We start from the raw sequence: 23,318 nt of genomic DNA on the forward strand, positions 1-23,318 counted from the left end.
TGCGCATCTTCCCGGGCAAAAATCGAGAATGTACGCAGTTCACCCCGAAGTTAACAGGGGTGCCGTCACTACCGTTGTGCGTAAACGTCAGATCGGCGCGCGGTACACCGATTTATGCAACAACGCCCATCTCCGACAACACTTTGAATGTTGCGTCGAAACCATGGTCGCCCGGCCTGAGCGAATTGAATTTGCCGATCAGCGTCTTCGCCAGGAAGTGCTCGACATAGGTTTGGTCCACGTCGATCTCATCAACGCTTGAGGCTGTCCTTTACGGGGCCTTTCAATTCGGCAAAGCACAGCTTGACCTGCCGTGCCGCGAGTTCGCCATGCAGCCGTTGCAGTACATCGCCGCGGTGAGATCGATATCGGTAACGGGCTCGGCTGCGATGACGATCCACCTTGCCGGCGAGGGCGAATCCCCGATCGCGCGCAAGACGCGTTCGCGGAAAACCTCACTTTGCAAAGAACAACGGCGCATCCCAGCGTAGCAGCACGAGACCGGGAATGCGCCGCGCTAGAGAGCGACAATTATCTTGGCCGGTCCTTTGACAGTTACCTTGGCCGGTGGTGAGGAGTCGAAGGCGGCGTAGCCGCCGGAGACGACGAACTACCGGCGGCGCCGGAGTAGCGGGGTTTTACGATGGCTGATCGCGTCGAACAAGAAGCGAACAGTCATGCCTGGAACCTACGTGACGGACCAGCAGGTCCGACTCTATATGAGCAAGCGCAAACATCACACTCAGGAAGTCGCCGCGGCGATGGCGGGCATGAGCGTTCGCACGGCCCGGCGCATCGAGCATGACGGCCGTCTGCCGTCGCAGAAGCCATCGCGCGCGTGGCGTACACGTCACGATCCGTTCGCGGAAGTCTGGGAGAGCGAGGTCGTGCCATTGCTGCGCCACGCGCCCCGGGTCAAGGCCATCACGTTGCTGTGCAAGCTACAGGAGGCGCATCCCGGCCTCTTCCCTGACAGCATGCGGCGGACGCTCGAGCGGCGCGTCAGCCAATGGCGCGCACTCGAGGGCCCTGGCAAGGAGATCTTCTTCCCGCAGCAGCACTTGCCCGGCGTGCAGGGGCTCTCGGACTTTACCGACATGCGGGATCTGCGCGTGACGGTCGCCGACGCGCCCCTCGATCACCGGCTCTATCACTTCGTGCTCGCGTTCTCGCACTGGGAATACGCCTATGTCGTCGAAGGTGGCGAGAGCTTCGAGGCCCTCTCCACCGGATTACAGAACGCGCTGTGGCAGGCCGGCGGCTGCCCGCATGAGCATCGCACCGACAGCCTATCGGCAGCGTTCAAGAATTTGCAGCCTGAAGAGGACTTCACCGCTCGCTATGACGCACTGCTGGTGCATTACGGCATGGCCGGCACGCGCAATAACGTCGGCGTGGCCCATGAGAACGGTAGTGTGGAATCCTCGCACCGCCATCTGAAGGAGGCGATCGACCAGGCGCTGATGCTGCGTGGCCATCGCGACTTCGACGATCGTGCTGCCTATGAGGCGTTTGTTCGCGACGTCGTCATGCGCCGTAACCGTCGCAACGCAGCGGCGTTTAACGCTGAGCGCGAACATTTGCAGGATCTGCCCGCACATCGCACGACCGACTTCCTCGAAGAGGAAGCACGCGTGACACGCTGTGGCACCTTCACCGTGCGGGGCATTCTCTACAGCGCGCCGTCGCGCCTGATTGGCCACCGTCTGAAGGTGCGCGTCTATGCCGATCACCTCGACTGCTATCTGTCCGGCGCGCTCGTGCACAACACAGCACGGGGCTCGCATGCGGCCAATAGCCGCCGTCGCAAGCTCGACTACCGGCACTTCATCGAGGCGCTCAAGCGCAAGCCCCAGGCGTTCAAGGGGTGGCGTTTCGCGACGACTTGTTTCCGCGCGAGGCGTACCGCCGGACGTGGGAGCGGCTTGAGGCTCGGCTCACGCAGCGCGAAGCCTGCAAGACTATGGTCGGCTTACTGGAACTGGCCGCGAATCACGGAGTCGAGGCCGTTCTTGCTGAGCGGCTCGAGGCGTTGCTCGCCGCCGGTGAGCTGCCCGATCTCGAGCAACTACAGAATGAATTTGCGCCGCGGCAGGCGCAATGCCCAGACGTGGCTGTCGACATGCCGACGGCAGCTCTCTACGACATGCTGCTTGGCGAGGAGGTATCGGTATGAACGCGCCCGCAATCTACGATACCGCCCGTATGGGGCTGATGCTCACCGAGCTGCGCTTGCCGACGATCGCGCGGCTATGGGCTGAATTCACTCAGCGCTCCGACAAGGAAGGCTGGCCATCGACGCGCCTGCTCGGCGCGCTGCTCGAGCACGAACTGGCCGAGCGCGCGAAACGGCGCATCGAGCGGCATCGCGTCGAATCGCATCTGGACCCGAGCAAGACGCTCGAGGCCTTCGACTTCGGCTTGGTACCGATGGTGTCCAAGGCACATGTAATGGCGCTTGCGAGCGGCGACTCGTGGCTCGAGAAAGGCGCCACGATCCTGCTGTTTGGGCCACCGGGTGCCGGGAAGAGCCATTTAGGCTCCGGCATTGGTCATGCGCTGATCGACGCCGGGTACCGGGTGCTGTTCACACGCACCGGCGAAATCGTGCAGAAGCTGCAGGCGGCACGCCAAAGCCTGCAGTTGCCATCAATGCTCGCCAAGCTCGATCACTTCGATCTGATCATCCTGGACGACCTGTCGTACGTCAGAAAGGACCAGGCCGAAACGAGTGTGCTGTTCGAATTGATCGCGGAAAGATACGAGCGTCGAAGCCTTCTCATCACGGCCAACGCCGCGTTCTCCGGCTGGAATGATGTCTTCCCCGATCCCTCAATGACGGTCGCCGCCATCGACCGACTGGTCCATCACTCGACGATCTTCGAACTGAACGTGGAAAGCTACCGGCGTCGCAGTGCCGACGACAACAAGCGCGCGCGGCGGCGTCAATTACCCCACCCCGAATCGGAAGGAGCGACAACTATGCCGAGCTGAGCAGCGACAACTAACCCCGTCGACCGGCCAAGATAGTTGTCGCCCGGGCGGCCATCGTAATTGACAATCTACACCGCGCTTCGGGATGACGCGATACGCCAGGCGCGCCACAGGAACAACAGCACGGTTAGCAGCAGCGCGAGCGCAATGCCATTCACTACGCCCCAGGCACGCCACGCCGGCGAAGCACACCATGCACTGCGCAAATTCGCTCGGCCACAAACGGTATAGACGGATGACGCCACGTACTTCGATCACCGCCACGCATGCAGCAATCACAACGGCCGCCAGCGCCGATTGCGGCGCGTGCGCGAGCGAGCGCGGCGCGAATACGAGAAGCAGCGCAACCACGGCGGCCGCGATAACGCCTGTCACCTGCGTTTTCGCACCCGCAGACTCGGCGACGGGCGTACGCGAACCGCTCGCGCTGACGGCGAATCCCTGCAACACCCCGGCTGCCATGTTCGACAGTCCAAGCGCGATGCACTCCCGATTGCGGTTCACGCTGATGCCATTGCGCCGTTCGTAGGTGCGCGAAAGAATGCTGACATCGGTGAGCGAGACGAGCGCAATCGCGGCCGAGCTGCCGGCGAGTTGCCACCATTCGGCAACGGGAAGGACCGGTTATGCGCGGCGCCGGCAAGCCTTGCACGATCGCGCCCGCGGTCGCGACGCCCGCGCGCGACGATGGAGTCAGCAGCACGACGGCGAGCGTCGCCGTGGCGACAGCCAGCAATACGCTGGGCACTTTCGGCGAAAACCGGTTGAAGACGAAGATCAGCAATAGCGCGCCCGCGCCGATCGCAAGCGATGTCATATTCACCTGCCCGCCCGCTACTCCGTCTATCAGATCGGGCATCTTTTCGTGATCGTCTGTGCCTCGCTGACCTGCTCGGTGAGAACGTGCCGCTCGCCGCCATACTGTAGAGGGGCGGCCCTGGTTTTGGCGGCGTCGCCTCCTTCATGTTCGTCTGTTCGGTATGGGCGGGATGATCAGATCGCCATGACACAAGGCTCGGACGGAGCATCGAACATGAAACGGAATCTGGGTTATCTATCAATAGCGTTCCTCGCCGTCACATGTGCGATTGGCACGGCCGCCTGCAAAAAAGTAGACGACAAGAGCAGCAATAGCATGGACTCGGGCAGCAGCGGCGTGATGAGTAATAACACCGCAGGCGAGAATGGCACGCCGGGGCAAAGCTCAGCGGCGAACAGCACCAGCGAAAGCGCGGCGGCGAGCGCCCCATCGGCATCGAGCGAAGCACCCGTCGCGGGCACCCCTTCATCGAGCACCACGGTCACGCCCTCGGGAGCCAGTCAGTAAAAGTAGCGATGGTCGGCCCAAACGCAACGGACAGGTGCCTGATTCGCCAAACGCCCATGGCGAAGCCGGCGAATTACCCCGGGCGCAGCTGCGCATACGGCTCGCTCGGTGGCGAATGCAACACTGGAGCTCACCGCTATGTCGCGCCGCCGCATCGGACGGCGACGCGCGGGTGACAGACATTGGCCGGCGGTGCCCTGGAACGAACATCAGGAACATCAATGAAGCTTTACGGCAGACGTAGTTCAATAAACGTACAGAAGGTTCTTTGGTGTCTTGGCGAGGTTGGCGCCGTCGAGGGACGCGACTACGAACGTATTGATGCGGGCCTCGACTTCGGGGTTGTCAATACAGCCGCATACCTTGTGCTCAATCCGAACGGCCTGGTGCCAACGCTGGTCGACGGCGACCTGGTGCTTTGGGAGTCAAATACCATCGTCCGGTACCTTGCCCGCGCAGCCGGCAATGAAGCGCTGCTTCCAGTCAGGTATAAACAACGGGCAAACGTCGAGCGTTGGATGGACTGGCAGCTTGCAACCCTGTGGGCAACGCTGCGCGTCGCCTTTCTCGGCCTGACACGGACGCCAGAGCCGGCGCGCGACTACGAGGCAATACGGCAGTCGCACGCTGACGCGGGGCGCATGCTCGCAATCGTCGACGAGGTTCTGAGTTCGCAGGCATACATAGCCGGCAGGACGTTCACGGTCGCGGACATCGGAATTTGCCTGTCGGCGCACCGATGGCTTGCCCTCTCACGCGATTTCGCGGACGTGTTGGATTCGGCTCCTTCGCTACCGTTCGTGGTCGATTGGCATAGGAACCTTGCGGCGCGTCCGGCTTTTCGGGATGCAATGGGGAGCCGCCCGCTTCAAAGCCAGTCCGTCTGATTTTCCGCGCAAAGGCGCTCGCAGCCCGGGATTGCACGGGTTCATAGATGCCGACATGCCTGCCGTTCAAGTTGAGACATTGCCGCAACTGCCGGGTCGATGTGGCTTGCTGCCCCGGACGGGCGGCATCTCAAAATGCAGTGACTACAATTGAAAGCGGTTCCCCACTCATTACGGCAGGTGAATTACTTTCCCGGAGAGCGCACTCATGCCTGGGCCGTCCGTGTCATCCGCGGTAAATCGCGTCCAGCGTACGGGCACGCTTGTCACCGCGGAACTTGACGCCCGCTCGCGTCGTTCGCCTGCCTATGCCGCCGAAAATGAAGCGCTGCATGCGCTGGCCCGGACACTGAACGAACCCGGCACTGCAATGCTTCAGACGCTGGTCGACACAGCCCTGACGCTATGCGATGCCGGCAGTGCCGGCATCAGCCTGCGGGAGCACGACGACGACCGGTCCGGTGCGTTTCGCTGGGTTGCAGTGTCGGGTCGCTGCGCGCAGTTGCAGGGCCATCTGATTCCAGGCGACGACAGTCCGGCCGGCGTCGCGCTTGAACTCGGCTCACCCCAGTTATTCGCGTTTCCCAAACGTCAGTTCGACTGCCTGTTCTTTGTCGGTGCCGAGGTCACGGAAGAACTCGTCGTGCCGGTGCCCGGTACGCCCGCGCCCTTCGGTGCACTGTGGGTCATGTCGCATGACGCAAACCATCATTTCGACGGTGAACACCGACGTATCCTGGCGAGCCTCGCGGATTTCACCTGTGCCGCGTTGAGCATCACGCGGGCAAGAGCTGACGCGGAGGCGCGCGCCGAGGAGGCAGAAGCGGCGAGACACGCACTGGCGACAGCCGAAGCCCGCAAGGACGACTTCATCACCACGCTGGGCCACGAACTGCGCAACCCGCTTGGCCCGATTGACAGCGCGCTGGCTGCCGCGCAAAAGCTGGCGGCCGGTAGCCCGGCGGTGCTTTCGGCGCTGGCGGTCGCCAACCGCCAGCTGCACCAGCTCAAACGCATCGTGAGTGACCTGCTTGACGCGTCGCGCGTACGGCACGGCAAGCTGTCCGTCCGTCCCGCGCATGGGTTGCTCGGCGACATCGTGAAGGACGCAGTGGCCGCCGTCGCGGAGGGCGTCGAGCAGCGGCAGCATCATCTTGATGTGACTTTGCCGCCGTATCCGGTGACGGTCTTTGCGGATGCGCCCCGGCTGACCCAGGTGGTCTCAAACCTGTTGTGGAACGCCGTCAAGTACACGCCGCCGGGCGGGGACATCGCCTTGCTGATCGACGCGCCGGACCCCGGCACGATACCTGAAGGCGATTCAACGCCACGGGAAGCAGTCGTCACGGTACGCGACAATGGCGATGGCATTGAACCCTCGCTGCTGCCCCGCGTCTTCGACCTGTTCATGCAGTCGCCGGTTGCCAGGACGCGAGCCGAAGGTGGCCTGGGCGTGGGCCTGTCGGTGGTCAGTTATCTGGTGAAGGCGCACCAGGGCCAGGTTGCCATTTCCAGTGAGGGCGATGGCAAGGGTACCGAAGTTACATTGCGCCTGCCCATCGTCTGCAGGAGCACGGTTGAGCACGCTGCGCCCACGACACATGGCATGGCGCCGGCCCGCATCCTGCTGGTCGACGACAGTGACGACGCGACCGAGGCGCTTGCCATGCTGCTGGCGCTGGACGGTCATGAAGTGAAACGCGCCCAGAGCGGACTGGAAGCGCTCCTGATGGTCGAGACGTTCACGCCGGACTTCGCCCTGATTGACATCCACATGCCGGGCATGGATGGTCACGAACTGGTCCGTCTGCTCCGGCAGCGCGCACAATGCGCGCTAACGAAACTGGTGGCGCTCAGCGGAGACGGCGGCACGATGTCCGGACCCGAACCGGTTGCAGACGGATTCGACTGCTACCTGGTCAAGCCGCCATCCCTCGAGGACCTGGCGGACGTGCTGCGCCGTTCATCGGGCCGCGAAGGCCGAGGGGACGGCTACTGACCCAGCCTGTCGGGAAACGACGCGAGGAGCGCCGTCACGTTCATGTCTTCATCCAGTTCGGGCCAGAATACCTGGTCGCCATCCAGCGAGATGGCGAAATACGTCCGCCCCACGCCGGTGGCCGCCTGTAGCAGCGGGAACCAGTCAAGTGGCAATTCGACGGCCCGGCCATCCGCCAGGTCCAGGAACAGGAACACGCTGTCAAACCGGACATCAACCGCCAGGGCATGCATGACTCTCTCCTGAAACAGAAATCGGGAACTCAGCCGGGGCCCGCGCGGCACCCTCAAACAGGAATCCGCGGTAATTCCTGCACGCGGGCTGGTTGATGACGACCCCAGGGACACGGGCAACGCCGACGGGGAACGCCAATAGATCACTTCAGCAAATCGCCTTCCCGGCACAACCAGCGTTACGTTTTCTCACACCCTCCGTAACTGATGACGCCCCATTTCTCAGCCTCCCTGCAAGCGTTAACCGCGAGCAGGCGAGTTCGGGGCCCGCATCCCAAGAACGCTCTCTTGAGAAGCATTGGCATGCACGTTGCGCGATTACAGGTAACCGGCCGCCGCGCATCCGGCTTCGCCTTCCCACTGGACCGAGGAGGATGAGATGACCAATACCGACAGGCAATCGTTACGTTTCGTAGTGGAAAAATGGCTTGAGTTCAACTCTCTGAACGCCGCCAGGATCACCATGCCTGGCCGCACGCTCTCGGGCGGACGGCGATATGTCTGCGTCGAGATAATGCACGAGGGAGAGAGGTTCGCACTGTTCTTCTTTCGGCACGACGACGGCTGCTGGAGGGTGTTTCCTCCGGCTCCGAAGTTGCCGGAGATGAACCTCGAGCGTCTGGCCGCGTAGCATGATGCATCACTTCCGTACCAGGCGCTCCGGGCGGGCCGGCCTGCCGCTAATGCGTAGCGGAGAACCGCGCCGTCACGCGTTACCCCGCATTGCGTCCTGCTGATGGCTCGACCCGGGCATCGAGCGTGCTTACTAGTTCTGACTCCCGGCCTGCATCAATCAAAGCCCGCTTGCCACGAATGAGCCCGAGAGACCTCGAACAGATCTATGCCCGAATAAAATTAGACCACTGGATAGTGGATCGTCAGCAGCGCGCACATTTTGTTTGTCAGGGCGGCATCTGGCACCATAGCTGGATCGCACCTTGATCACGTAATCGATGTGTCTTGTGGAAACATCCGCACAATGCTGGGCGCTCAGGTGTGGCTCCGCTGAGCTGCGCAGACGGGGTTTCACGAAGAGAAAATATGATGGCCCTACTCGCTGTCCCCTTACGGTTGCGAATTGGGCGGCATCGATTTCGCATAGGTCGCACTGGCATGCGGCGCAGAAGGCTCGCGTTGCGCGGAGTCTGGCTTGCTTCGTACTGCGTTCGCATCGATGCTGACTTCGACCCGTACCGCGTTGCTCGAAGTGCACGTCGATCCGGCCAAACCGGTATCGACGCTGGAGCGGTTGAAGGCTTGATGCGGCGCATTAGGTGACGCCGCGCAGGCCGGGACCGCTGCCGTCCAGGTGTCCAATTCACTGAACGCCCTTCTTTGCAGCTAATGCCTGTGCCATCTTCAGATGCTCCTGTATCGTCGGCAAGGCCCTTTCTGCGGCCTTCTTCAGGTCAGCGTTCTGGCCGTTTTCAGCTTCCTTCCGGAATGCTTCGACGGCCTTCTGATGGCCTTCCACTCCGAGACTTTTGATATATGCATTGTCAAAATCCTTGCCTTGCAGGCCTTTGAGCGAATCGAGAACAGTCGTGTCCGAGTTGTCCCTGGGAACTGCTACGCCGTGCGGCGCGGCCATCTTCAGTTGCATCGTGAGCTTCGTGTGATCGACCATCATGTGATGCGCGAAGTTCTTCACATCCTTGTCCTCCGATTGCTTACTGGCAAGCTTCGCGGCATCGATTTCGGTCGAACCGGACATCGACGCTGCCTGCACGAATTCCTTGTCTTGAGGTGGCAGGTCGTTTGCCATAGTCGTGCTCGCCGCCTGTGTCTGCGCGAAGGCAGGCAACGCGACCAGGGCGAGCGTCATCGGCAGAGAAAGCACTTTCGTTTTCATTGGATTTCCCTCAGGGATTGATGAGGTGATCGGCAAGCAGCAATGCGAATGCCGCATCCGATGTCGTTTGGCGAGCGTCTGTTCAAAGTGCCCGACACGCTTCGCCGCACCCGCGGCATGCATCACTGCATGCCTGACAGTGATCGGCCGGATGCCGGCCGCATTCGTCCGCGCAGGCGGATGCGCGCGCACAGGTCGCAGAAGTCACGCATGAACTGTGAATCTCGCGCGAGCGCTTCTGACGTGAAACGGCACAACGCGGCGCAGTCAAGATCGAGCCGTATGCACTTTTCCATGTCGGGGAGGTTCCCCTCCGCGATACACGAGGACGCGCAGTGATGGCATGCGGCTGCGCAGCGATCGAGCGCGGCCATACAGTCGAGGTATTGGCTCATGTGGGTTTCCTGTCTGTTGTGGTCGTCCAGCAAATCGAGCGGTTACTGCGATTTTTAGCAAGCGCCGACCTGCCTGGCGCGTCCCCCCGACCACGTCGGCTACCAGAGATGCGCCGACCCGTCAGCCAGGCATGCCGCATGCTATTGCTTCGACAATTCCGCTCGGACTCGCATCGGGACGCATGAAACGCGCAAGATTGAACATCCTTGCACTGAACGCGGGTATCGCCGCAGGCGTTGGCATGGCCTGGTTCGCGACTGAATGGGCGCGCCTGCGACACACGCCCGCCCTCAGCCACGAGAGCAAGCGCAACGGCATTCGTGGTGAGTATCTGGACGCCGGCCCGGCGATGCGGGGCCCCATGTCGTACTGGTTCACGGCCTCGTGATTTCCAGCCGCTACATGGAACCGCTGGCGCTTGCCCTCTCGCGCGATTTCAGTGTCCACGCGCCGGACTTGCCGGGTTTCGGCGAAAGCCGCACACGCCGCACGGCGCTCTCGATCCGTGAACTTGCCGATGCACTGCATCTCTGGCTCAAGGCAAGCGGTATCGAGCGCGCATCGTTCGTGGGGAATTCATTTGGCTGTCAGATCCTCACAGACTTCGCGATGCGCTATCCGCACGCGGTCGATCGACTCGTACTGCAAGGGCCGACCGTCGACCGTCGCGCGCGTCACCTCCTCACACAGGTCCTGCGCGATCGTCGCAATGGCAGGCTGGAGCAGGCGCGCTCATCGGCGCCGATCGGCCGTATCGATTATGCGAAGGCGGGGCCCGTGCGCGCTTTTGCGACGATGCGCGAGCTGATCGATGACCGCATCGAGGACCGGCTTCTGGACGTCGAAGCGCCGACGCTCGTGGTTGCCGGCACGCGCGACCCAGTGGCGCCGCTCGACTGGGCGCGCGAAGTGGTGGAGCGCCTGCCGCGCGGCGCTTTGCTTGCCATCGACGGCGGCACACACGCTCAACTATGTGTACCCGCACAGCTTCGCGCTCGCGATCCGGCCGTTTCTGCGCGGCAGGCAGTCCATCGACGAAGCTCGCCGATCATGAACAAGCCGCCACGCGGCATCGCCCGCTTCGATTCGGCCGCTGGCATGGCGCAGGCGCTTGCGTTCTCCCTGCGCGGCCAGCCGTTCGACAGCCCGAGCCAGTCGCCGCTTCTCGACGCCGCGATGCCCGCGATCAACCTGCTGCCCAGGCGGCCCCGGGAATGGGCCTATTCGATCGGCGGTATGACCGAAGGCATCACGACGCGGCAGGCGCGGCGGCTCGATGTCGAAGGCATCGCGGAATGGCTCGCCGGTCTCTACCCGGATCGTCGCTATGGCGCAGCGTTCGTCGGTTCGTCGAACGGTGCGCTGATGCACATGGCCGCTGCGCTCGGCGTACCCTGGCTGCCGCAGACGTTCCTGTGTCCCGTGCGAGCACCCTTCAGCGATCCCGACGATGCGATGCGCGGCTTCGAAGAAGGATATGTGACAACAGCAGCGCTACTCGAAGCGGACCCGCGCATCGCCGTGCATCACATGCAGGACCCTAACCAGGACCGCCTCATGCTCGGCGCCATGAGCTACTTCCGGCTCAAGCATCGCGCCTTGCCGCTTGCCTACCGCGAGTTCCTGCTGCGCAATCTCGCGCCGGGCGCGACGCTCTATGTGAGTCATTGCACGCGTGCATGGCCCGTCACGCGCACAAGCGCGCGATCGTTCTATCAGTTCGGCGCGACAGGCGGCGCAACCGAGGACGAATACCTGAAAGGCGGCCCTCGCGTTGTGGAATATCTTGCTCGATACGGCATCGACCGCTCGCGCTGGGAGCCGCCCGCGCCCACCGAACTCGCGCCCGAAGCGGAATGGGGCTATGACGATGCGCTCACCGCCGACATTCGCGCGCTAGCCCGCGAAATGAACTGCGGGTCGTCGAACTGGTCTTTTGCGAGCCCGAGTCGTTCAGCTTCGTATGTGCGGCAACCTATCGCGAGTGGTATGCGCAGCATGGCATCGAAGCGCGACGGCTCGTCGTCGATTCGTTCCTGCTGATGGACCCCTACGCGACACTGCGTCTTCACGCGCTGCCCTTCTGGCTCGTTTTTTGCACCCAGCCTTCCGCCGATACGTTGCGCCGCTTCCTCGATTCGCAGCCCTCCTTCGATGAAATCGACCTGAGGCTGTTCTCGCACGGCACTGAAGGGATCGGCGTGACGCGCATCGATGAATGGAAAGAGTTGCTCGGCCGTGCGTCGTGCAAGGGACGCTTTCTGGGCGTCGATACCAGACGTTATCCGAGCGACTTCGCAATCTTCCTGCGCTTCGATCAGGCGCTCCGGGAACTCGGCCCGCTGCAGAACACGCCCCCGCCGATGACGTTCGCGCAGTTCGAATCCGCTTTGCGCGAACACGGGATTAAGCACCGCGTGAGCATGACGATCCACCCGCACGGATAGGTTCGTCATGCACGCATTCTTGCTACTGGTCACGCTCGGCATCGGCATATCGTATGCGGGCGTGCTGGCCGCGCTCTTCTGGCTGCAAGGCCGCCTCGTCTACCCGCTCGAACGCCTGCGGCGACGGCCGTTCGACGTGGCGGACGACCTTCTGGACGACGTCACCATCCACACCGACGACGGCCTCACACTGAGCAGCCGCTATCGCGCGCCCTCGCGTGAAGCCGCGCCCACCGTGATCCTCTTTCATGGCAACGGCGACGACATCGGCATGCGGGCGCGCATCGCGCACGCTCTCGTGGCTGCGGGCTACGGCGTCTTTCAGGCGGAATACCGGGGCTATGGCGGAAATCCCGGCACGCCGCATGAAGCGGGGCTCTATCTCGACGCGCGCGCTGCCTATGCATTCGTCGCCGGGCGAGCCCGCTCGATCGTGCTGCATGACTATTCGCTCGGGTCGGGTGTCGCTACGCAGCTCGCGCTCGAAACGCGCGTCGATGCGCTCGTACTTGAGTCGCCTTTCACGAGCATCGTCGACGTAGCCGCGCAGCGCTTTCCGCTCTTTCCGGTTCGCCCCCTGGCGCGCGACCGTTACGACAACCTGTCGAAGATCGCAGCAGTCAGTCTGCCGCTCCTGATCTACGGCGGCGCGAACGACGGCATCGTGCCGCCGCGGCATTTTTCGCGGCTGCATGACGCCGCGCGGCAACCGAACCAACTTGCGCTCATCCAGGGTGCGGATCACATTGACATCTGGACAACCGGTGGCGATGTCCATGTCCTTCGGTTCCTGCACGAAGTGGAAAACGGGTTAGGCGCGGCTGACCATTAGCGCCGCGATATACATCGCTGCTTGCCCCGCCTTCCCGAATCCAAAACGCTTGCCGGCATGTCGAGTGCTTCGACAGATTCAACCGTGGAACTGCTACGTCCGAGCCAGCGCTTCAGAGAGGTGAAAGCAGGTCGGAAGTAGCCGCTGGCGTGGGCCGCGCTGCGGCGGATGAATTCGCGCGCCACGGATATGACATCGCACTGCTTTCGCGCGACGGCGATCGGCTCGACAATGCCGGTCCGCCTTTGCTGAAGCAATTCATTCGGCGCTGACTGCTTGAATCAACCCGGCCTTTGCATCGGCTATCGGGCAGCGCGCGCGAAGCCGGATGAACAGCATCCGTTGGGCATTGGACGTGAAACCCGAGAGCGGTAAAAACGTCGTGGTGTTTACCGATCGCCTCGGCGATGGCAATTCGATTGAGGTCAACGACCCGGATGGCCAACTTCCGCGGTACCAGACAGGTTGGCCGCGTTGAAGACCTCTCCGAGGCTCATGCCGCTGCTATAGAAGGCGTGCTCACCGTTTCGTGCAAGCATCAGATGGATGCTGCGCTCATGCACGAGGCGCGCGCCATTCGTTTAGTTCCCTATGACGTATCTCGTGCTCCGCGTGCTGAAGCTGTCGCGACGCGCGGCAATACTCGGACTCCGAAACGGATGCTGGAGATTGGCGATTGGCGATTGGCGATTGGCGATTGGCGATTGGCGATTGGCGATTGGCGATTGACGATTGGCGATTGACGCTTGCGCAATTCCTACAGCCGCATCTCGATCAACGCTGGATCCTATCGTTGAACTCGATCTCCTGAATCCCTCCGCATCTGATCACGCGCCCGCCTGCCCGCTCTTACATTTGCTTGCGCAGTTCGCGCGTTTTCCGGACACTGCGTGCAGCTATTTGTGGCGGTACGGACCTGACGATGGAAGTTCGCTTGTGCTGAAGTGTGTACCGTCGACCGGTGGAGGCACATGATCGAATGAGCACGCGGAAGGCTCGGATCCGCTTACCGATCGGTGATCGGGCGCCAACATCTGTCCTGCTTGCAACTGTTCTAGTGGCACATTGGATCCCGTCGGCCTGCTTCACTGGTGGGAAGGTGCCCCTGCTGTGTCTGAACCCGCCTCCGGTCCCATAGTCACGAGTACGCTGCAACTGACCCTGTCGAGGAGCAGTCGTCCGCCTTGCCGCCCGCGCGAGCCGGCTCGTTCGACGATGTCCAACCACGACGAGATCAACCTTCAGGTCTTTGGCGAAAAATGGAATTCTGTCCAGCGGATCACCGACTGCGAAGTGCCCGGTCGCATTCTTCGCGGGATCCGTCGTAACACAGAAGTATGCAGTTGAAAACTGACATGTCACTCTCCCTACGTTCGTTGCGCCGGCATACGGAAGATCCGGTAGACACGGGAATTCTTCGCCACCCGACATAGGCGGTCGCCGAACGTACGATAGCGCTCGACAAGCTCAGTCGCGTGCGTGGCGTGTCGCACGACGTCGCGCCTGTCACCGAGTCGCGCCAGGCAGTGTAGTGCTCCGATTTCCTCGGGCGGCAGCGCGCTCAAGGTCCCTGTGTGGGCCACCTTGATGGAATGTTCTGGCAGCGTCGGTCGCGTTCATCCGGTACCTGACCGGCCTCGCCGGGCAGTGATAGCTGCTTCACTGGTCAGGTTTCACGATGCCCAATTGCGTGGCAGTGTCAACGCACATGGCGTCCAGTTCGTCGTGGGACACTCCCTCGTCAAGCGCGTCGAGGCCGCGTTTCTCGATTGAACCGGGGCGGCGAGCTCACGCACGCCGTCTTTCGGCGCCGTAGCAAAAAGCCAACTCGCGAGGTGACGTCGAGCCGTCACCGATGATCGCTGCAACCCGTCGCGTCCAATATCATCTGATAAATAGTGCACTATCAATCATGTATTTCTCATGTGTTATTTTCATCCGGTACCCGCCCCATTTTGGATTTAACATTTGGGTCCGGCTTTGGAGGCTGCCGAATTCGCAGGGCCGGACACAAGAAGACTTGAAAACGACTATCGAATACCAAACAGTCGGGCGGCGTCAGCGGCAAAATGCGCCTGGCAACGTTAAGGTCGGAGACGAATACATGCTGAGCCCTCACGAATTCGCCACACTCATGCTCGTTAAGTCCGCGCCCGAGCAGATTGACCTGAACCGGGAAGAACTTGATACCCTGGTGGAACGCCAACTCATCGCGCTGGAACAGCTCGCGTCTGGCGCCCGGCGTCCTCGCCTTACCTGCGATGGCGATTCAGTCCTTCGGGCCGTCACCGGAAAACACTGAACGACGAGCGTCGAGGACGTGTTCAGGTTTGCAAACGCGCCTGTGCTCCGATCTGTGCTTTCAACGGGCCGATCGCAGAGGGTCAGAAGCTCATCGCCTCGCTGCTCGAGAAACTCCCCGCCCCGCTGTTCAACTGGATGGGCGAGATGCCGTGGACTGCCATCAACAGTCTGTTCGACCCGTTCTTCCCTAAAGGCTTGCAGTGGTACTGGAAGGGCGACTTTGTCAAGGCGCTGCCCGACGAGGCGATCGACGTGCACATCGCCAACGCGCTCGAAGCACCGTCCTCCTTCTGCCTGATGCACCTTTATCCCATAGACGGCGCCGTTCAGCGGGTCGCGAGGGATGTCACGCCGTGGAGCGCGCGGGACGCGTCTTTTTCGATGGTCATTGCTGCGATCAGCCCCGATCCCAAGGACGCCGAGGCGCTTAAGACCTGGGGGCCGTGCCTATTGGGAGGCCATCCACTCAATCTGGAAGGCGCCTACGTGAGCTTCATGGACGCCGACGAGGCCGGGAACCGCGTCGAACTAAGCTACGGCGAGATCTACAAGCCTTGCCTCGATCAAGGCGAAGTAGGATCCGAACAACCTGTTCCGGGTCAACCAGAACATTAAACCGCAAGCGTGACTCTACGCGCGCGGCCTCGCGCGCCCGCGCCACGCTGCCGACATTGTCGTCGTTGCTGGCTAACTTGCCTGTGTCGCGCGCAGCCTGAAGCGTGTCCATGTCGCGCCGGATCTGATCAGTGCGACGCATAACTAACCACCTGTACACGTTACCCGCACTTCGAGGTTCCTAGTCAAGTGGTCTTACCGGTCAGGCAGTGCCGCGAAGCCCAAGGCATGTTCCGTTCACGCATGTATCACCGTCGCCCGTCCCCAAACGCCTGTGTGACGCATGTCGAATGGTCTTATGAAGTCGGCATGTCAATTGCTGCCTCTTTTTTGTCATCATCGTTTGATGGAGGCGACGATGAATCTGTGCTGTGCCTGCGAGGCGTTGACCGGTGTGACTTCTGACGTACGCCCACATGAAAACCTACGAGTGAAAGGCACGGGTGTTTTTGGAACGCCCCATCAGCCGATAACGCGCTACGTTCAATACAGATGTGTTGTCTGTGGGAGCTGGCTGCATCAAAACACGCCTCAAGGGTCACCTCCCAACATCTGGTCGATCCATGGTCCCGGTGATCAGGTGATGTTGGAGTTGCCGGCGCGACAGTCAGCAACAGACACATACAACAGTCGTGTACTCGACTGGTTGAGGGCAAGGTTAGAGTCATCATTGCAAGCGCCAATGTCCGCCGCGATCGCGTCAGCAGGCACAACCGACAAGCAAGTCGTCGCTGCGCATTCCGAGTCCCGACGACCCGATTAAGCCGTGGGCGCCTTACCTTATTGCCCAAGGGGCTGGCGGATGCGTCATTCGACGCAAATTTCGTCGTTCAACGGCTCGCCCGCTTCGAAAGCGGGACAACCGCTCCGGCGTCCTTTCGCAAAATCGTCGTCATGGCCTCGCGCGTCAGAAACGCCTGGTGGCCGGTAACGACGACATTCGGAAATGAGATCAGGCGCTGTATGACGTCGTCCGCACAGATGAGCCGGGTCGCATTTACGCCGAACACGGGCGACGGACCTCGCTGCGAACGGCGAGCGGCTCACCGAGGCGCGCCAGCATGCCTATGCGACGAACCGCGAGGAACTGTTCATCGGCGATATGTCGATCGCGGCGCCCCGCGGTCAGTAGCCAGGGGCTTCCGGTCGCTGTCGTGTATGTGGTTGCGCCCACAAGCAGATGAATCTTCGAAGACGCGCGTCAGAAGCTCGCCCCCTGCCGTTATCAATTGCGCGAGAAGTATCAGTAACTCGATACGGACGCTGGTGTAGCGATCGGCTGGACACGTGATTATTGATCGAACGGTCACTCCGCGAACAAACCCTCGTCGCAACCATCGCAAGTCCTTGTTGCTCTGGCGCACAACAGCGAAGATTACGCGGCCTATTCCAAGGAAAATGCGGACCTAATGTCGGCCTTCATCTTTGATAACTGAGAGCGGGAGATTTTGACGTAGCGGTGGCGACCATCCTGTCGATGAGCGCGGGAAGGCACTGATTGTCTTGGGACATTCGCCTGTACTCGCGTGCAGATCCCGTTTAGCAAGTTCGCCGCATTCTCCTGCGCTTTCATGGACGTTTGCGGAAGGCCCGAATCGATTCTCGCGCACAGGTCGGCCAAGACCCGGTAGCTGGCTTCTCATTTCCAAACACGCGACCAAAAAGCGACTTTGAATTCGCAGAGCTGCCCGAAGGAGTCGGCCGACGGACGACAGTCCTATGATCCAGCCGCCCCCGCGTCTTGCGGTCCCGCCGGTGCCTGCCACGGCGTGGCGTGGATAGTTCGCGTCGAATAGTCGGTACCACTCAGGGCGAACAGCAGGCCCAGTGCCAGCAATGCGGTGACCGAGGCAATGCGCAGCATCGGGGAAACTCGACGCAAATTCATGAAGTGGCTTGCCACAAGCAGCGCTTTTGCCACTGCGATTAAAAAATTGATTGCGCTGTTCCACGCGCCCAGAATCAGGTACGAACTGGTGAACGTCAGCAGCAGCAACGCCACAAGTGCGGCCCATACCTTGAGATGGTCCGCGTACCGATGCCATTCCTTCGAACTCATCCGCCACTCCTTCCGACGAGATATAGCAAGGGATAAAGGAAAAGCCACACAATGTCGACGAAATGCCAGTAAAGTCCGACTATTTCGATGCGTTCAGGTTTAGCAAAACGTCGTTCAGCGCGCGAGAGGCCAAGCGCAAACACGACGACCATGACAATGCCAATGACCAGATGCAGTGCATGAAGCCCCGTCATGCCGAAGTAGAGGAAATAGAACAATTGCGCAGCGTCGGCATGGCGTGGCTCGGGAAAGGCGAACCCCGCCGCGGGCACGAGGCGATCATGCCATTCTGTCCAATACTCGGTGCCCTTGATCATCAGGAAGACAATGCCAAGCGCCGCCGTAAAAAATAGCATGCGTGCGGCGAGCCGCAGCGCGTCGATTTTCCGTGCTTGCACGGCGATCGCCATCAGCATGCTGCTCGTCAACAGTACGGCCGTGTTGATGGTACCGAGCATGGCATCGGTGTGACGGCTCGCAGCAGCAAAGCCTTCGGGAAAATGCGTGCGTCCATAGAGGTAACCAAAAAACAGCGGGCCGAAGAACATCACTTCTGTCGCAAGGAAAATCCACATGCCCAGCGTCGACGCCTCTTCCTGTTGCGCGGCGGTATCAAACTGTTCAGCGTGATCTGTCATTGTGGCGCCTCGTCTCCAGTCTCTGGATCGTACTGGTACGCATCTCGCCGCACGACGGGCATGTGCTCAAAGTTGTGCTTCGGCGGAGGTGAAGACGTTTGCCATTCGAGGCCGGTGGCGCGCCACGGGTTGGGGCCCGCGCGCTTGCCGTAGAACAGCGACCAGATCAAATAGCAGAAGGGCAACAGGTAGCCGACCGCGAGAATCGACGCCCCGGCCGACGACAGGACGTTCAGCACCTGAAACTCCGGCGGATACGTGTGATAGCGGCGCGGCATGCCTTCCAGGCCGAGCAGGTACTGTGGGAAGAAGGTCAGATTGAAGCCAAAAAAAATAATCAGTGCGGCCACGCGGCCCAACATTTCCGGATACGTGCGTCCCGTCATCTTCGGCCACCAGAAGTGGACGCCGCCCAGGTATGCCATTACGGTGCCGCCGACCATGATGTAGTGAAAGTGCGCGATGACATAATAGGTATCGGTCAGGTGCACATCCAATGCGAGCGAAGCCAGTGTCAACCCCGCCAGCCCGCCGATGGTGAAAAGGCCGACAAAGCCGAGCGCATACAGCATGGGCGCGGAAAACGTAATGCGGCCCTTGTACAGGGTCGCCGTCCAGTTGAATACCTTGATGGCCGACGGAATCGCGACCAGAAACGATAGCAGCGAGAACACCATGCTCGCGTACATCGACTGACCCGACACGAACATGTGGTGCCCCCACACCAGAAAGCCGATCGATGCAATACCAAGGATTGCATAAGCCATGAAGCGATAGCCGAAAATGCGTTTGCGCGCAAAGCACGGAATGATCTCGCTGGCCACGCCCATCGCCGGCAGCACCATGATGTAGACGGCTGGGTGTGAATAAAACCAGAAAAGATGCTGGAAAAGCAGCGGATCGCCTCCCAGCGCGGGATCGAAGATGCCAACGTGCAGCACGCGTTCGGCCACCAGCAACGCGAGCGTCATCGCGAGCACCGGCGTCGCCAGCACGAGGATGATCGAGGTGGCGTAGTTCGCCCATACGAAAAGCGGCAAGCGAAACCACGTCATACCAGGGGCGCGCATCGTGTGCACGGTGACAATGAAATTCAAGCCGGTGAGGATCGAAGAAAACCCGACAATGAAGACGCCCGCCACCGCGATGATCACGTTGCTATGCGAGAACATCGTCGAAAACGGCGTGTAGAAGGTCCACCCTGTATCCACGCCGCCCGCGTAAAGCGCGCCGAGCGTGAACACTCCGCCGATCACGAATATGTACCAACTGAGCAGGTTCAGGCGCGGAAAGGCAAGGTCGCGCGCACCTCGGCCGAAACCAGGTCGCCTTGCGGCGTGACCAGCTCCAGCCGGATAAGGGCCGCAGCCGCGCCGCCCACGAAAAAAAACGCCGTGATCGACACCATGTAAAGCCAGCCGATGCGCTTGTGATCATGGGTGGTGAGCCACGACTTCAGCGTCCACTCGTCCAGATAATCCGACGCGTCGGCTTCACTGACTCGCGCGTGCATAGTCGCCTCCAGTGGAACGGATGTATCCGATGATCGCCAGGATGTCTTCCTCGCTGATCTGTCCAGCGAACGACGGCATGATCGGCTCGTAGCCGGCCACGACATCCTTGCGCGGCAGCAGAATGGAATCGCGAATGTACGCTTCGTCGGCAATCAGCGACCGGCCATCCGATAGATGCACATCACGTCCCAGCAAGCCATGCAGGTCGGGCGCGTGAACTGACGATTGCGCCTCATGGCATCCGCTGCAGCCGTAGCGCCGGTAAAGCTCGAAGCCGCGAGCGGCAATGCCCGGCTGGATATTGCCGCTCGCCAGCCACGCGGCGAACTCGCTCGGCTGCATCACGACGATGCGCCCGCCCATTGCGGCGTGATCGGTGCCGCAATACTCGGCGCAATGAAGATGGAATTCGCCCGTTTCAGTCGCGGTGAACCAGATCGTCGTGTATCGTCCCGGCACCACGTCCTGCTTGATCCGGAAAGCGGGCACGTAAAAGCTGTGAATCACGTCCAGTGAAGTCATCACGACGCGCACCGGTCTATTCACCGGCACATGCAATTCGTCGATCTCTCGCTTGCCGTTCGCATGCTCCAGCTTCCACATCCACTGCTTGGCGACCACGAACACCGGCATCGCATCCGGTGGCACGCGATAGAGTTGTGTAAAGTCATAGGCGGCCCAAACGAACGTAGCGATAAAAAGTACCAGCGGCGTTACAGTCCAAGCGATTTCGACCCCACGGGCGGCCGTCGGTGCATTGGTGCGATCGGCTGTCGACCCCGCGCGATAGCGAATCGAAAAAACAACGATCAGAATCGCCACGCCAAGAGCGACGATGAGCAAGACGACTGTCTGGGTGATGAAGAGCGCATCGTAGCGACCGCTCGCCGTTGTCGCGCTGTGTGGAAAGAGGTGGAAGGAAGGATTCATGTTGCGCCCCTTCTCGACGCGCGCCACAGCCAGATCAGCAGCGCCGCCAGCACCGTTAGAGACCCCGCCCGGACGCCTGCCATGACTTGCGCGCTGTACCGGCCTGTCACCGGGTCGTAATGCGAGCACAGCAACACCAGTTGATCAACCGGCGAGCCGATGCTTCCCGATGAGGCATCGATTAGCGCTAGCCGCACATCGCGCGGGTCGAAGCGCACTCCCATGAAGTAGTGCGAGATGCGTCCATCATGCGTGGCGACGATGAAGCCTGCGGGATGCACATACTGTTGCGATTGCGGGTCATAGACATATTCGAACCCGATGCTGCTCGCCAGCGTTTCGACTTGCCGCCTCGCTCCCGTCAGCAACGTGAGTTGCACCCCGGTGTTCGCAAGCAAGGGCGCATAAGAATTTTTTTTGCGGGCGGCCAGCTCCGGCGTCTCGGATGGATCGATGCTGACGCCTAACACCCGGTAGTCGTGCGACGGCAGGTCTGCCGCGGCCAGACTCTCGAGCACGCCATCCATCAGCGTGCTGCACAAATTGGGGCAATGGAAATAGCCCAGTACCAACACGACCGGCCCGCCGCCGAAATACGCGCCAAGGCGCATGGGGTGTCCGTTGTCGTCAATAAATGTGCTGGACAAAGGCAGTGTCGTGTTCAGCCGTTTCACGTATTGCGTCTGTTCCGGCGGACGGACCGCAAGCGCCTGCGCACACACCACCTGTTCCTGCATCAAGCCGATCACGCATGCAAAAGCGAGGAGCATTGTCCAGCGACATTGCCTCATTCGACGGATGCCGCATGCAATGCGGCACCTCGTGCCGGATTCACCCGCGCTACACCGCGATCCGTGCAGACGCATTATGGGGACTCCTTGCGCGCATCGGCCGGTTTGCCGCTTTGGCTTTGGCTTTGGCTTTGGCTTTGGCCCTGGCCCTGGCCCTGGCCCTGGCCCTGGCCCTGGTTTGCCATGATGCGCATCGCTTCTTCAATTGGAATACGCGCGATGCCGTGTTGCTGGTCGAGCCATTGCCACGATTCCAGCAATTTGCGCTTTTCGGCCTGATACTGCGCGCGCTCCTGAAGCGGCGCGCTTTGCAATCCGGGCGGCGTCGCTTTCGGCACGTTTCGGGTATTGGGCCCGCCGTACGGCCGCGCGCCGGACGGCGCTCCCCACCAATGCCAGAGCAACCATGCCGCCACCGCCACAAGCATGATGCCGACCGCGATCGCAACACCGCCCCATACGATGCCGCGGACGCTCACCTCGTTGGGAGCGTGCGATGCTTGCGGCTGACGTTCAGACATGGCCCGCCCCTGCGGCGGTGGACGTTGTGATGCCAGCGCCCGTTTTTATCACCACATAGCCCGCGACGAAGAAAGCGACAAGCATGAGCGGCACGATCCATAGCCACTGCAACCAGCCAACCGGCAGCGACGGAAAGATCGTCCACCAAACGTCGAGCTGATGAGCAGCCAGCAACTCGGCGCCCAGCGATCCAAGCAGCGCGGGCGCTTCCTTGGCGTTGCGAAACAGCAGGATCAGGAACGGCGCGAAGAAATGAAACAGCGCCAGCAGCCAGGCGACGTAGAGCCAGCCATGCTCCATGCGCGGAATGTACCACGCGATTTCATGCGGGAAATTCTCCGACCAGATGATGAGGAACTGGGTAAACGCGAGATAAGCCCACGTCATGACGTACATCAGCAGCAAGTTGCCCAGGTCCCGAAAGACGAGGCGCGGCGGCAAAGGACGCATGCGCGTCGCCAGCACCGCTGCGAGCGCCATGCCGGCAAGCGCCTGGCTCAGACCTGCCAGCATGCCGAACACGCTGGAGTACCAGATGGGCATCAGCGACATCACCCAGTCCACCGCCGCCAGACTTACCGTTAAGCCGTAGACGATCAAGGCAACAGCCGAGAAGCGCGCGGAGCGCCGCAACCCCGGTTGTCGTGAAAGCGATGCGAGCAACGCCCAGACAAACAGATAAAAGACGCTGCGCACGACAAAAAACCATGGTGTCAGCCAGATATTCTTGAACAAGGCGTTCTCCGCCGGCAATTCCTCCGCCCAACGCTGTGCGCCGACGGATGCTCCCGGCGCCCAGGAATACAGATCGTGCATACCGATCAGCACCGGCAAGAAAAGCAAGGCCAGAATCCACATGATGCGCGACAGTTCTATCAAGGGCTCGCGAATCACCTCGCCCCAACGTCCGCCGGTCAGGTTATGGACCCAGACGTTCGCAACGCCGCCCATCACAAGCCCGCAGCAGAACCACCAGGT

At 61.3% G+C, this 23,318-nt stretch carries 24 protein-coding genes and 4 pseudogenes; 13 read left to right on the forward strand and 15 right to left on the reverse strand.

Features of this window, described 5'->3' with window-relative positions; translation table 11 throughout:
• Positions 1-127: 127 nt before the first annotated feature.
• Positions 128-253 (reverse strand): annotated as a pseudogene (locus tag SB822_RS45465) (hemerythrin domain-containing protein); the annotation flags it as partial.
• Position 254: 1 nt separating this feature from the next.
• A pseudogene (locus SB822_RS45470) lies at positions 255-518 on the reverse strand (sodium-independent anion transporter); the annotation flags it as partial.
• Positions 519-677: 159 nt separating this feature from the next.
• Between SB822_RS45470 and istA the strand changes: the two are divergent.
• Together istA and istB are read left to right on the forward strand one after the other, a co-directional pair.
• A pseudogene (gene istA / locus SB822_RS45475) lies at positions 678-2,176 on the forward strand (IS21 family transposase).
• The gene (gene istB / locus SB822_RS45480; RefSeq protein WP_410857765.1) at positions 2,173-2,994 is read left to right on the forward strand and encodes an IS21-like element helper ATPase IstB; all 822 of its coding nucleotides are present in this window, start codon (positions 2,173-2,175) and stop codon (positions 2,992-2,994) included. The pseudogene istA and the gene istB overlap by 4 nt, the downstream one beginning before the upstream one ends.
• Here the strand turns inward: istB and SB822_RS45485 are convergent.
• Positions 2,950-3,567: a SulP family inorganic anion transporter gene (locus SB822_RS45485; RefSeq protein WP_410857808.1), complete on the reverse strand. Its 618-nt coding sequence runs from the start codon at positions 3,565-3,567 to the stop codon at positions 2,950-2,952. The genes istB and SB822_RS45485 overlap by 45 nt on opposite strands.
• Positions 3,568-3,620: 53 nt before the next feature.
• Between SB822_RS45485 and SB822_RS45490 the strand changes: the two genes are divergently transcribed.
• Positions 3,621-3,863, forward strand: coding sequence for a hypothetical protein (locus tag SB822_RS45490; RefSeq protein ID WP_410857766.1), 243 nt, complete (start codon positions 3,621-3,623; stop codon positions 3,861-3,863).
• 181 nt (positions 3,864-4,044) lie between these two features.
• Here the strand turns inward: SB822_RS45490 and SB822_RS45495 are convergent, their stop codons facing one another.
• Entirely contained in the window at positions 4,045-4,293 is a 249-nt protein-coding gene (locus SB822_RS45495; protein WP_410857767.1) for a hypothetical protein, read from the reverse strand.
• A 249-nt stretch (positions 4,294-4,542) separates the two neighbouring features.
• Here SB822_RS45495 and SB822_RS45500 point away from each other — a divergent pair, with 249 nt between their 5' ends.
• Positions 4,543-5,208, forward strand: coding sequence for a glutathione S-transferase family protein (locus tag SB822_RS45500; RefSeq protein WP_410857768.1), 666 nt, complete (start codon positions 4,543-4,545; stop codon positions 5,206-5,208).
• A 208-nt stretch (positions 5,209-5,416) separates the two neighbouring features.
• Positions 5,417-7,207, forward strand: coding sequence for an ATP-binding protein (locus tag SB822_RS45505; RefSeq protein WP_410857769.1), 1,791 nt, complete (start codon positions 5,417-5,419; stop codon positions 7,205-7,207).
• Here SB822_RS45505 and SB822_RS45510 read toward each other — a convergent pair.
• Positions 7,201-7,440, reverse strand: a complete 240-nt coding sequence (locus SB822_RS45510; RefSeq protein ID WP_410857770.1) for a DUF2442 domain-containing protein — start codon at positions 7,438-7,440, stop codon at positions 7,201-7,203. The genes SB822_RS45505 and SB822_RS45510 overlap by 7 nt on opposite strands.
• 379 nt (positions 7,441-7,819) lie before the next feature.
• Between SB822_RS45510 and SB822_RS45515 the strand changes: the two genes are divergently transcribed.
• On the forward strand, positions 7,820-8,071 hold the full coding sequence (locus SB822_RS45515; RefSeq protein ID WP_410857771.1) for a hypothetical protein: 252 nt from the start codon (positions 7,820-7,822) through the stop codon (positions 8,069-8,071).
• Positions 8,072-8,758: 687 nt separating this feature from the next.
• Here the strand turns inward: SB822_RS45515 and SB822_RS45520 are convergent.
• Complete coding sequence (locus SB822_RS45520; RefSeq protein ID WP_410857772.1) at positions 8,759-9,292, reverse strand: DUF4142 domain-containing protein; 534 nt, start codon at positions 9,290-9,292, stop codon at positions 8,759-8,761.
• Between the two features lie 592 nt (positions 9,293-9,884).
• On the opposite strand from SB822_RS45520, the gene SB822_RS45525 reads away from it, so the two are divergent.
• The 5 genes from SB822_RS45525 (at position 9,885) to SB822_RS45545 (ending at position 13,710) form a co-directional block, all read left to right on the forward strand.
• Complete coding sequence (locus SB822_RS45525; protein WP_410857773.1) at positions 9,885-10,076, forward strand: hypothetical protein; 192 nt, start codon at positions 9,885-9,887, stop codon at positions 10,074-10,076.
• 14 nt (positions 10,077-10,090) lie between these two features.
• Complete coding sequence (locus SB822_RS45530) at positions 10,091-11,731, forward strand: alpha/beta fold hydrolase (RefSeq protein ID WP_410857774.1); 1,641 nt, start codon at positions 10,091-10,093, stop codon at positions 11,729-11,731.
• Positions 11,731-12,135, forward strand: a complete 405-nt coding sequence (locus SB822_RS45535; protein WP_410857775.1) for a hypothetical protein — start codon at positions 11,731-11,733, stop codon at positions 12,133-12,135. Before SB822_RS45530 ends, SB822_RS45535 begins: the two co-directional genes overlap by 1 nt.
• Positions 12,136-12,142: 7 nt before the next feature.
• Positions 12,143-12,967, forward strand: a complete 825-nt coding sequence (locus tag SB822_RS45540; RefSeq protein ID WP_410857776.1) for an alpha/beta hydrolase — start codon at positions 12,143-12,145, stop codon at positions 12,965-12,967.
• A gap of 437 nt (positions 12,968-13,404) precedes the next feature.
• Entirely contained in the window at positions 13,405-13,710 is a 306-nt protein-coding gene (locus tag SB822_RS45545) for a hypothetical protein (protein WP_410857777.1), read from the forward strand.
• A gap of 342 nt (positions 13,711-14,052) precedes the next feature.
• On the opposite strand, the pseudogene SB822_RS45550 reads toward SB822_RS45545, so the two are convergent.
• A pseudogene (locus tag SB822_RS45550) lies at positions 14,053-14,272 on the reverse strand (universal stress protein); the annotation flags it as partial.
• A 799-nt stretch (positions 14,273-15,071) separates the two neighbouring features.
• Here SB822_RS45550 and SB822_RS45555 point away from each other — a divergent pair.
• On the forward strand, positions 15,072-15,269 hold the full coding sequence (locus SB822_RS45555) for a hypothetical protein (RefSeq protein WP_410857809.1): 198 nt from the start codon (positions 15,072-15,074) through the stop codon (positions 15,267-15,269).
• A gap of 146 nt (positions 15,270-15,415) precedes the next feature.
• Complete coding sequence (locus tag SB822_RS45560) at positions 15,416-15,886, forward strand: hypothetical protein (RefSeq protein ID WP_410857778.1); 471 nt, start codon at positions 15,416-15,418, stop codon at positions 15,884-15,886.
• Between the two features lie 1,717 nt (positions 15,887-17,603).
• On the opposite strand, the gene SB822_RS45565 is transcribed toward SB822_RS45560, so the two are convergent.
• The 8 genes from SB822_RS45565 to SB822_RS45600 all read right to left on the reverse strand — a co-directional run bounded on the left by SB822_RS45565 (position 17,604) and on the right by SB822_RS45600 (position 23,291).
• Positions 17,604-17,945: a cytochrome C oxidase subunit IV family protein gene (locus tag SB822_RS45565; protein WP_410857779.1), complete on the reverse strand. Its 342-nt coding sequence runs from the start codon at positions 17,943-17,945 to the stop codon at positions 17,604-17,606.
• Positions 17,942-18,583, reverse strand: a complete 642-nt coding sequence (locus SB822_RS45570; RefSeq protein WP_410857780.1) for a cytochrome c oxidase subunit 3 — start codon at positions 18,581-18,583, stop codon at positions 17,942-17,944. The genes SB822_RS45565 and SB822_RS45570 overlap by 4 nt, the downstream gene beginning before the upstream one ends.
• A complete protein-coding gene (locus SB822_RS45575; protein WP_410857781.1) occupies positions 18,580-19,839 on the reverse strand; it encodes a cbb3-type cytochrome c oxidase subunit I in 1,260 nt (419 codons plus the stop codon). Before SB822_RS45575 ends, SB822_RS45570 begins: the two co-directional genes overlap by 4 nt.
• Positions 19,840-19,862: 23 nt before the next feature.
• On the reverse strand, positions 19,863-20,096 hold the full coding sequence (locus SB822_RS45580; RefSeq protein ID WP_410857782.1) for a hypothetical protein: 234 nt from the start codon (positions 20,094-20,096) through the stop codon (positions 19,863-19,865).
• Positions 20,077-21,027, reverse strand: a complete 951-nt coding sequence (gene coxB, locus SB822_RS45585) for a cytochrome c oxidase subunit II (RefSeq protein ID WP_410857783.1) — start codon at positions 21,025-21,027, stop codon at positions 20,077-20,079. The genes SB822_RS45580 and coxB overlap by 20 nt, the downstream gene beginning before the upstream one ends.
• The gene (locus tag SB822_RS45590) at positions 21,024-21,764 is read right to left on the reverse strand and encodes an SCO family protein (RefSeq protein WP_410857784.1); all 741 of its coding nucleotides are present in this window, start codon (positions 21,762-21,764) and stop codon (positions 21,024-21,026) included. Before SB822_RS45590 ends, coxB begins: the two co-directional genes overlap by 4 nt.
• 128 nt (positions 21,765-21,892) lie before the next feature.
• The gene (locus tag SB822_RS45595) at positions 21,893-22,339 is read right to left on the reverse strand and encodes a hypothetical protein (protein ID WP_410857785.1); all 447 of its coding nucleotides are present in this window, start codon (positions 22,337-22,339) and stop codon (positions 21,893-21,895) included.
• Positions 22,332-23,291: a hypothetical protein gene (locus tag SB822_RS45600; RefSeq protein ID WP_410857786.1), complete on the reverse strand. Its 960-nt coding sequence runs from the start codon at positions 23,289-23,291 to the stop codon at positions 22,332-22,334. Before SB822_RS45600 ends, SB822_RS45595 begins: the two co-directional genes overlap by 8 nt.
• Positions 23,292-23,318 lie beyond the last annotated feature (27 nt).

It is taken from the genome of Paraburkholderia sp. SIMBA_054, assembly GCF_046534875.1.
GTDB classification, from domain to species: Bacteria; Pseudomonadota; Gammaproteobacteria; order Burkholderiales; family Burkholderiaceae; genus Paraburkholderia; species Paraburkholderia hospita.